The 7,044-nt window shown below is 37.6% G+C and carries 17 protein-coding genes; all 17 read right to left on the bottom strand.

The annotated features are described in order from the left end of the window. Positions 1-12 precede the first annotated feature (12 nt). Entirely contained in the window at positions 13-411 is a 399-nt protein-coding gene (gene rpsH / locus KUG63_RS00295) for a 30S ribosomal protein S8 (protein ID WP_015006505.1), read from the bottom strand. A gap of 15 nt (positions 412-426) precedes the next feature. Then, positions 427-732 carry a 30S ribosomal protein S14 gene (rpsN, locus tag KUG63_RS00300; RefSeq protein WP_015006506.1) on the bottom strand — a complete coding sequence of 102 codons (306 nt, stop codon included), beginning with the start codon at positions 730-732 and terminating at the stop codon, positions 427-429. Positions 733-735: 3 nt separating this feature from the next. Continuing rightward, positions 736-1,281 carry a 50S ribosomal protein L5 gene (rplE, locus tag KUG63_RS00305; protein ID WP_015006507.1) on the bottom strand — a complete coding sequence of 182 codons (546 nt, stop codon included), beginning with the start codon at positions 1,279-1,281 and terminating at the stop codon, positions 736-738. Between the two features lie 15 nt (positions 1,282-1,296). After that, positions 1,297-1,614: a 50S ribosomal protein L24 gene (rplX, locus tag KUG63_RS00310; protein ID WP_015006508.1), complete on the bottom strand. Its 318-nt coding sequence runs from the start codon at positions 1,612-1,614 to the stop codon at positions 1,297-1,299. Positions 1,615-1,629: 15 nt separating this feature from the next. Beyond that, complete coding sequence (rplN, locus tag KUG63_RS00315) at positions 1,630-1,998, bottom strand: 50S ribosomal protein L14 (RefSeq protein WP_015006509.1); 369 nt, start codon at positions 1,996-1,998, stop codon at positions 1,630-1,632. 19 nt (positions 1,999-2,017) lie between these two features. Beyond that, positions 2,018-2,278 (bottom strand): 30S ribosomal protein S17, encoded by a 261-nt coding sequence (rpsQ, locus tag KUG63_RS00320; RefSeq protein ID WP_015006510.1) that lies wholly within the window; start codon positions 2,276-2,278, stop codon positions 2,018-2,020. Then, positions 2,275-2,472, bottom strand: coding sequence for a 50S ribosomal protein L29 (rpmC, locus tag KUG63_RS00325; protein ID WP_015006511.1), 198 nt, complete (start codon positions 2,470-2,472; stop codon positions 2,275-2,277). Before rpmC ends, rpsQ begins: the two co-directional genes overlap by 4 nt. Continuing rightward, positions 2,472-2,885 carry a 50S ribosomal protein L16 gene (gene rplP, locus KUG63_RS00330; RefSeq protein WP_015006512.1) on the bottom strand — a complete coding sequence of 138 codons (414 nt, stop codon included), beginning with the start codon at positions 2,883-2,885 and terminating at the stop codon, positions 2,472-2,474. The genes rpmC and rplP overlap by 1 nt, the downstream gene beginning before the upstream one ends. A gap of 9 nt (positions 2,886-2,894) precedes the next feature. Beyond that, a complete protein-coding gene (gene rpsC / locus KUG63_RS00335) occupies positions 2,895-3,572 on the bottom strand; it encodes a 30S ribosomal protein S3 (protein WP_016389918.1) in 678 nt (225 codons plus the stop codon). Positions 3,573-3,586: 14 nt separating this feature from the next. Further along, positions 3,587-3,922, bottom strand: coding sequence for a 50S ribosomal protein L22 (rplV, locus tag KUG63_RS00340; protein ID WP_015006514.1), 336 nt, complete (start codon positions 3,920-3,922; stop codon positions 3,587-3,589). Positions 3,923-3,936: 14 nt separating this feature from the next. Next, positions 3,937-4,209 carry a 30S ribosomal protein S19 gene (rpsS, locus tag KUG63_RS00345; protein WP_015006515.1) on the bottom strand — a complete coding sequence of 91 codons (273 nt, stop codon included), beginning with the start codon at positions 4,207-4,209 and terminating at the stop codon, positions 3,937-3,939. Between the two features lie 9 nt (positions 4,210-4,218). Further along, a complete protein-coding gene (gene rplB, locus KUG63_RS00350) occupies positions 4,219-5,046 on the bottom strand; it encodes a 50S ribosomal protein L2 (protein ID WP_016389917.1) in 828 nt (275 codons plus the stop codon). A 20-nt stretch (positions 5,047-5,066) separates the two neighbouring features. Further along, positions 5,067-5,360 carry a 50S ribosomal protein L23 gene (gene rplW, locus KUG63_RS00355; RefSeq protein WP_015006517.1) on the bottom strand — a complete coding sequence of 98 codons (294 nt, stop codon included), beginning with the start codon at positions 5,358-5,360 and terminating at the stop codon, positions 5,067-5,069. After that, positions 5,357-5,956 (bottom strand): 50S ribosomal protein L4, encoded by a 600-nt coding sequence (rplD, locus tag KUG63_RS00360; RefSeq protein WP_016389916.1) that lies wholly within the window; start codon positions 5,954-5,956, stop codon positions 5,357-5,359. The genes rplW and rplD overlap by 4 nt, the downstream gene beginning before the upstream one ends. A gap of 8 nt (positions 5,957-5,964) precedes the next feature. Beyond that, on the bottom strand, positions 5,965-6,603 hold the full coding sequence (rplC, locus tag KUG63_RS00365) for a 50S ribosomal protein L3 (protein WP_015006519.1): 639 nt from the start codon (positions 6,601-6,603) through the stop codon (positions 5,965-5,967). 34 nt (positions 6,604-6,637) lie between these two features. Beyond that, entirely contained in the window at positions 6,638-6,949 is a 312-nt protein-coding gene (gene rpsJ / locus KUG63_RS00370) for a 30S ribosomal protein S10 (protein ID WP_015006520.1), read from the bottom strand. A 5-nt stretch (positions 6,950-6,954) separates the two neighbouring features. Beyond that, on the bottom strand, positions 6,955-7,044 hold a 90-nt coding region (locus KUG63_RS00375), incomplete at its 5' end, for an elongation factor Tu (protein ID WP_076604501.1).

Raw genomic sequence — 7,044 nt, forward strand, 5'->3', positions numbered from 1 at the left:
ATAAAACCTAACCTAACTTACGTAACAAAGAACTTCACCACCATGACCTTCAGCTCTCGCTGTACGATCAGCTAACAAGCCTTTAGATGTAGAAATAATAGCCACACCTAAACCACCCTTAACTTTAGGAAGTTCATCTTTTGATTTATAAATACGTAAACCAGGTTTGCTGACACGGTCGATTGTCTCAATAACTGGTTTACCTTGAAAATATTTCAACGTAATCTCTAACTCAGGCTTACTTTTTGAGTCTTCGATTTTAGTCGAACCACTTACAAAACCTTCTTGTTCTAAAATGTTAGCTAATGCTTGTTTTTTAGTAGAAAAGGGCATTCTAACTACAGCTTTTTCAGCAGACTGCGCATTACGAATGCGAGTTAACATATCTGCAATTGGATCACTCATACTCATTTTAATACTCCTTCTTTACCAGCTAGCTTTAGATAAGCCCGGTACATCACCGCGCATCGTAGCTTCACGTAACTTGTTACGTCCAAGACCAAACTTTCTATAGTAGCCATGTGGTCGACCGGTCATATTACAACGGTTACGAACACGAGACGCACTTGAATCACGAGGTAAAGACACTAATTTTGTTTGTGCCTCTGTTACTTGTTCAAAAGTAGACTTAGGGTTTCTAATAATTTCTTTAAGCGCTGCTCTTTTGGCAGCATATTTAGCCACTAAACGAATTCGTTTATTTTCTCTAGCTATCATTGATTTCTTAGCCATTTCTTAACCTTGTTGTTTAATGGGAAAATTGAATGCTTTCAATAAAGCACGACCTTGCTCGTCATTCTTAGCACTTGTCGTAATAGCAATATCCAGCCCACGTAGCGTATCAATCTTGTCGTAATCAATTTCAGGGAAGATTATTTGCTCAGTTACACCAAGAGAGTAGTTACCTCGTCCATCAAAAGATTTATCACTTAAGCCACGAAAATCCCTAATTCTAGGAATTGCAATTGAGATAAGTCTCTGAAGAAAATCATACATACGCTCATTTCTTAAAGTGACTTTACAGCCAATTGGCATATCGTCCCTTATTTTGAAACCAGCGATTGATTTTTTTGAAATCGTAATAATTGGCTTCTGGCTTGAAATCTTTTCTAGGTCAGAGACAGCATTTTGGATAATTTTTTTATCAGCAACAGCCTCACCAACACCCATATTAAGTGTTATCTTAGTGATCTTAGGCACTTCCATAACAGTCTTAAGATTCAATTCCTTTAATAAAGCAGGAATGATTTCTTTTTTATAGCGTTCTTCTAAATTTGACATAAAATTCTCTATTTCTTAAGCGTCAAGCACTTCATTATTTGATTTGAAGTAACGAACCTTCTTACCATCTTCAAGTACTTTAAAACCAACTCTATCAGCCTTGTTAGTTTGAGCATTATAGATAGCAACATTAGAGACATTGATTGGCATTTGCTTCTCAATAATCCCACCTTCAATACCTTTATTAGGATTAGGTTTTTGATGTTTTTTTACTGAATTAATTCCTTCAACCAAAACTTTTTCATCAGAAACAACAGAAAGAACTAGGCCTTTTTTACCCTTATCTTTCCCTGTTAAAACGATTACTTCATCACCTTTCTTTATTTTATTCATAATTAATTCAATCAGTTAAATCACTTCAGGAGCTAAAGAAATGATTTTCATAAACTTTTCATTTCTTAATTCGCGAGTAACAGGGCCAAATATACGAGTTCCAATTGGTTGCAAGTTTGCATTTAAAAGCACCGCCGCATTACCATCAAAACGAATAGCTGAACCATCTGGACGACGTATTGCTTTTCTTGTTCTAACGACGACTGCATTATGAACATCACCCTTTTTTACTTTGCCACGTGGGATCGCATCTTTAATGCTGACTTTGATGATGTCACCAATTTTAGCATAGCGTTTATGAGAACCACCTAGTACTTTAATACACATAACATTGCGGGCACCGCTGTTGTCTGCCACATCAAGTCTTGTCTGCATCTGAATCATTACTTAACTCCCACTCACTCTATTTAGTTTTTTCAATGATTTCATGAAGTTTCCATGATTTCGACTTTGAAACAGGTCGACAAGAAACTAAAGAAACGATATCGCCTTCAGAGCATTCGTTACTTTCGTCATGAGCATTATATTTAGTTGATCGTTTAATCACCTTGCCATACAAAGGATGTTTAACTTGACGAGTGACTTTTACAGTGATGCTTTTATCACCTTTATTGCTTGTCACAACACCAGATATAGTTCTTAGAGTCTGCTCTTTTGCACTCATTTAGATTCACCTGCTTGATCATTCAAAATAGTTTTAATACGAGCAATATCACCACGTACTTCACCAAATTGATGAACTTGATTTAATTGACCAGTAGCATTTTGCATACGTAAATTAAATTGCTCTTTTCTTAATTCAAGCAATAATTCGTTAAGCTCCTGAACTGTTTTTTCTCTTAATTCTGATGCCTTCATTACATTATTGTCCGTTCAGCAAATTTTGTTTTAAAAGGGAGTTTTGCAGCAGCTAAATCAAAGGCCTCAACTGCTAACTCTTTTGATACACCCTGCAATTCAAATAACATAGTTCCTGGTTTGATTTGCGCAACCCAGAATTCAACACTACCTTTACCCTTACCCATACGTACTTCAAGAGGTTTTTTTGTAATTGGTTTATCTGGGAACACGCGGATCCAAACCTTACCACCACGCTTAATATGACGTGTAATAGTACGACGACCAGCTTCAATTTGACGCGCAGTCATTCTACCGCGTTCAATAGATTTCAAGCCAAATTCACCAAAACTAACACTACTACCACGATGTGCAAGTCCAGTGTTTCTGTTTTTATGTGCTTTTCTAAATTTAGTTTTTTTTGGTTGTAACATATCGCTTACCTATTCTCCCGTCGCTTCCTTATTACCTAAGATTGGTAGGGCAGACTTTTCGTCAAAAACTTCACCTTTGAAGATCCACACTTTGATACCTAAAATACCATATGTAGTTAGTGCTTCAGTAAATCCATAATCAATATCAGCACGAAGTGTATGTAGTGGAACACGTCCTTCTCTGTACCATTCGTTACGAGCAATATCTGCACCGTTCAAACGTCCACTTACTTTAATTTTGATACCTTCAGCACCTAATCGCATGGTGTTAGTAACCGCTCTTTTCATTGCACGTCTGAACATAATTCGACGCTCAAGCTGTTGCGCAACACTTTCAGCTACTAAAAGAGCATCCAGTTCAGGCTTACGAATTTCCTCGACGTTTATCTGGACAGGCACACCCATGATATTACTTACTTCCGCACGTAGCGAATCAACATCACCACCTTTTTTACCAATGACAATACCAGGACGAGCCGTATGTATTGTAATTTGTGCATTACCCGCAGGACGATTAATTTGGATTTTGCTTACAGAAGCTGCCATTAATTTCTTTTTTAAGAAATCCCGTGCAATTAAATCTTGTTTTAGCATGTCAGGATACGCTTGTGAACTAGCATACCAACGCGAATTCCAATCTTTAACTATACCAAGGCGTATACCAGTTGGATGTACTTTTTGACCCATATTTATTTACTCTTTTATTTAGTATCACTAACTTCAATAGTTAGATGGCAGTTTCTTTTAAGAATTTTATTACCACGACCTTTAGCACGCGCTTTAAATCGTTTGTAAGTAGGTGCTTCATCAACAAATACTGTTGAAACATATAACTCATCTACATCAGCACCTTCATTATGTTCAGCATTAGCAATAGCAGAATTAAGAAGTTTCTTGAAACTATCTGCTGCTTTACGTGTACTAAAACCCAATAAATTCAAAGCACTCTCAACATCCATGCCTCTGATTTGATTTGCAACTAATCGGCCTTTTTGGGCTGAAAAATTAGCGTTTTTTAATTTAGCTTTAACTTCCATCACTGCACCAATGTTTATCTGGATTTTTTGTCAACAACATGACCACGGTATGTACGCGTTAACGCGAACTCACCTAATTTGTGGCCAACCATATTTTCGGTAATCAATACCGGCATATGCTGTCTTCCGTTGTGAATAGCTATCGTCAAACCAACCATAGTTGGCGAGATCATTGAACGTCTAGACCAAGTTTTAATTGGTCTACGATTATTACTTTCTGCGGCTGCTTCTACTTTCTTCATTAAATGAAGATCAACAAAAGGGCCTTTTTTTATGGATCTTGGCACAATATATCCTTAACGTTTTGTTCTATTTCTAACTATTAATTTATCAGTACGCTTATTTTTACGCGTCTTATAACCCTTTGTTGGCATACCCCATGGAGATACCGGGTGGCGACCACCAGAAGTACGACCTTCACCACCACCATGCGGGTGATCAACAGGGTTCATAGCAACACCACGTACAGTTGGTCTAACGCCTCTCCAACGTTTTGCCCCGGCTTTACCAAGGGAAATCAAGCTATGCTCAGAATTACCAACTTCTCCGATAACTGCTCGACAACCAGATAAAACCTTGCGCATTTCGCCAGAACGTAACCTTAACGTAACATGATCACCATCTCTCGCAACAATTTGCACAACGGCACCAGCACTACGTGCTATTTGGGCACCTTTATTTGGCTTTAACTCAACACAGTGTACTTGTGTACCAACAGGTATATTCCTCATTGGTAAACAATTGCCTACTGTAATTGGGGCTACTTCAGAAGAAATCACTTCATCACCAACATTTAAGTTTTTTGGTGCAATGATGTATCGTCTTTCGCCGTCATTATATAGTATCAGCGCAATATTGGCAGATCTATTTGGGTCATATTGCAGACTTTCTACCTTACCAGGTACATCGAATTTGTTTCTTTTGAAATCGATAATACGATAATGTTGCTTGTGACCTCCACCACGATGTCTTGTAGTGATCCTTCCGTTATTATTGCGCCCGCCTGACTTGCTTTTTTTAGCTAAAAGCGGCCCATGTGGTGCAGACTTACTAAGCTCAGCATTTTTTACTCTGATTACAAAGCGTGAGCCTGGTGAAGTTGGTTTTGATTTTACAATAGCCATAAGATTAATTTATCTTCCAGTTAGGCAGAAACAAATTCTATTTCTTGCCCAGATTTAATACGAACATACGCTTTTTTTACATCTGATCTTTTACCAAAACCTTTACCAAAGCGTTTAACTTTTCCTTTTACATTCAATGTTTTTACAGACTCAACATCTACACTAAATAGTTTTTCAACGGCAGCTTTGATATCAGCTTTATTAGCACTGCTATCAACCTTAAAGACATATTGATTATTAAGGTCAGCAGCAATAGAGCTTTTTTCCGTAACAACAGGCGCAGTAATTAACTGCAATAAGAATTCCTGATTCATTTTAAGCGCTCCTCTACTAATGCAATTGCATCAGCTGTTATACAAACTTTTTCATATGCTAGTAAAGAAACAGGATCAATTTCATAAGCAGTACAAACATCAACTTTATGTACGTTTCTACTAGCTAATTGCAAATTAACGTCTTCAGCCGCTAAAACGATTAAAACATTAGTTAGACCATTTTCAGCCAATTTAGCATTTAATAATTTTGTTTTAGGTTCTTCAATACTTAGCTCATCAACAACTACCAATCTATCTTGACGGATAAGCTCAGATAAAATTGACTTCATACCAACAGCGTACATTTTTTTATTTAATTTTTTGCTGTGATCTTGAGGTTTAGCTGCAAACGTTACACCACCAGTTCTCCAAATAGGACTTCTGATTGTTCCTGCACGAGCACGACCAGTTCCTTTTTGTTTCCATGGCTTGATACCACCACCGCTTACTTCTGATCGAGTTTTTTGCGCACGTGTTCCTGCTCTAGCATTCGCCATATAAGTAACAACAAGTTGATGAATTATCCCCTCGTTATATTCTTGGCCAAAGACCGCTTCAGAAACATCTTTACCTACGACAGGCGTTTGAATATTCATAATTTTGCCTATTTATTTGTTTTAATAGCAGGTGTAATAACAATGTCACTATTCTTTGAACCCGGTATCGCACCTTTAATTAATACCACAGACTTGTCTGTATCAATTTTTACGATTTCAAGGTTTTGAGTAGTCACTCTTTCGTCACCCATGTGACCTGACATTTTTTTACCCTTTAAAACACGACCTGGTGTTTGACATTGCCCAATTGATCCAGGCGCACGATGTGATAAAGAGTTACCGTGTGTAGCATCTTGCATTTGGAAATTATAGCGTTTGATAACACCCGCATATCCTTTACCAATACTTTTACCACGCACATCAATTTTTTGACCAGCTTCAAATATATCAAGTGATAAATCAGAACCCACTTCAAGGTCAGAGTCTTCTTCAAGTCTAAACTCCCATAAACCTCTTCCCGCTTCAACACCAGCTTTTTTGAACTGGCCCGCCTCAGCTTTATTAACTCGAGAGTTCTTTACATCACCCGTTGTTACCTGCACTGCAGAATAACCATCGGATTGTTCATTTAAAACACGTGTAACACGATTTGGCAAAATTTGTACTACAGAAACAGGAATTGACTCACCTTCTTCTGTAAACAATCTTGTCATTCCGCATTTACGGCCTACTAAACCTAAAGACATGATTTATCCTTTATTTTATATATTTAAAACTGATTTAATTCAGTTTAATTTGAACATCAACACCAGCTGATAAGTCTAGCTTCATCAGCGCATCAACAGTTTTATCAGTCGGCTCAACAATATCCATCATACGTTTATGCGTACGAAGCTCATATTGATCCCTTGCATCTTTATTAACATGCGGAGAAATAAGCACTGTAAAACGTTCTTTTTTTGTTGGTAAAGGAATAGGACCCATTACTTGAGCGCCTGTACGTTTCGCAGTCTCAACTATTTCACGTGCCGCATGATCTATTAAACGGTGATCAAAGCCTTTTAAACGAATTCTTATGGATTGTTTTGACATTTCAATTACTCAATAATTTTAGCAACAACACCGGCACCAACTGTTCGGCCACCTTCGCGAATAGCGAAACGTAAACCTTCTTCCATGGCAATCGG

This window comes from Cycloclasticus sp. (assembly GCF_019090545.1).
Classification (GTDB): domain Bacteria; phylum Pseudomonadota; class Gammaproteobacteria; order Methylococcales; family Cycloclasticaceae; genus Cycloclasticus; species Cycloclasticus pugetii.